The organism is Arthrobacter sp. NPDC093125, from assembly GCF_044754225.1.
GTDB lineage: Bacteria > Actinomycetota > Actinomycetes > Actinomycetales > Micrococcaceae > Arthrobacter.
Map to the genome: position 1 here is coordinate 1 of NZ_JBIVOQ010000028.1, position 1,484 is coordinate 1,484.

The following is a 1,484-nucleotide window of genomic DNA, read 5'->3' on the forward strand; positions in this document are numbered from 1 at the left end:
CGCGCTCTCTCAAACGCGGACCACTCGCCATTCGTGCGGGCCATATTCCCATGCTCTCGTGGAATCAGATTCCGGTCGAGGTCACCCTCCTGCATCATCTTCCGCCACCGCCGGAACGTCCACTCAGTCACTGGCTGAGAGGCAAGCCATTGCTTCCTGGTCCCGTACGGCTGCACGTAGTACTCATGCACCAATTCCCGAATTTCATCGCGGCTAATACCCCGCGGACCAACAGTCATGGCTGCTCCTGCTCTCTTCAATCACTGACTGACTCACAACCAGCCTGACCTAGAGGGGTTCTATTCCGACGCTCTCTCACTTCCTGCAAGATTTGTCAGCGCGCTCCCTCACCTTCGGGTGGGGGAGCGGCCGGTTTAAGGGGTCACCGGTAAGGGAAGCAGCGTCTGCATGGAAGCAGCGCCGGCGCAGGATTACATGGCCAGGAGTTCCGCGCGGGCCGAGTGCTGTTGCACGGCCGTACGGTAGCTCTCGATCATGGTGGCGCGCTGCCATCCGGAAGACAGTGCGTGGACGGACGCCGTGTGACCCATACGCTTCCGTCTGGCGGGATCGTCGTACAGCGCTTCCAGGGCGACCGCCCAGTCGGCGGCAGCATGCCCGTCCACCAGCAGCCCGGTAACGCCGTCCTCGACGGCGACGGCGACGGCGACGTCGATCCGGTCCGCGTCCGCGTCGTGGTGGAACACCAGTTCGGCGGCCTCGGCGCCGGTGTTGGCAATCAGTAGGGTGGCGCCGTCGACGATCCGGTATTCGCAGTCCTCCCGGCGCTGCGGCTCGAGCTTCTCGCCGCGCTGCAACACGAGGTTCTTGACCTTCGCCATTGTGTGCGTGCTGTGCACCAACGGCACATTCCACTCTCCGGATGGCTCTATGCCGACGACTCCGGAAACCCAATTGTGGGCGTGGATGAGGTCGTAATGCCTGTGCGGCTGCCGCAGCCGGATCCGGTCTACCTCGACGACCATGGGATGCACATGCGCGTGACGCTTTAGAACGTCTGCACCGCAGCAAGCTCCTCCGGCAGCAGGGGTGTACACAGTCCGGGCTTAGGGACACGAACGGCCCCCGCCCTGCAGGACGGAGGCCGTTCGCAGCATCACCTTGGTAAGGCGAGCCCGTTGTGTTGGCTGGCCGCTGGTTGCCTGCCCGGCGTCAGTGGTTCAGCTGTGCCAGCGTTTCCCGTTCGGCACCGATTGTGGTGTTGTCGCCATGGCCGGTGCGGACCACCGTCTCGGCCGGAAGCGGCAACAAACGTTCGCGGATGGAGGTCAGGATGGTGGGGTAGTCGCTGTAGGAGCGTCCGGTGGCGCCGGGGCCGCCGTTGAAGAGGGTGTCTCCGGTGAACACGGTGCCCTCGGATGCGAGGTAGAAGCAGGTGGAGCCCGGTGAGTGGCCGGGGGTGTGGATCGCCTCCAGGGTCGCGCCGCCGACTTCGAAGACGTCACCGTCGGCCAGTTCGGCGT

Annotated in this window: 1 protein-coding gene and 2 pseudogenes; all 3 read right to left on the reverse strand. The window is 64.5% G+C overall.

Annotation, left to right across the window (positions count from 1 at the left end; genetic code table 11):
- Positions 1-239, reverse strand: a pseudogene (locus ACIP9X_RS21770) (hypothetical protein); the annotation flags it as partial.
- Between the two features lie 192 nt (positions 240-431).
- A pseudogene (locus tag ACIP9X_RS21775) lies at positions 432-995 on the reverse strand (glycosyltransferase); the annotation flags it as partial.
- A gap of 178 nt (positions 996-1,173) precedes the next feature.
- Positions 1,174-1,484: MBL fold metallo-hydrolase (locus tag ACIP9X_RS21780; RefSeq protein WP_400481829.1), on the reverse strand; the 311-nt coding region annotated here is incomplete at its 5' end.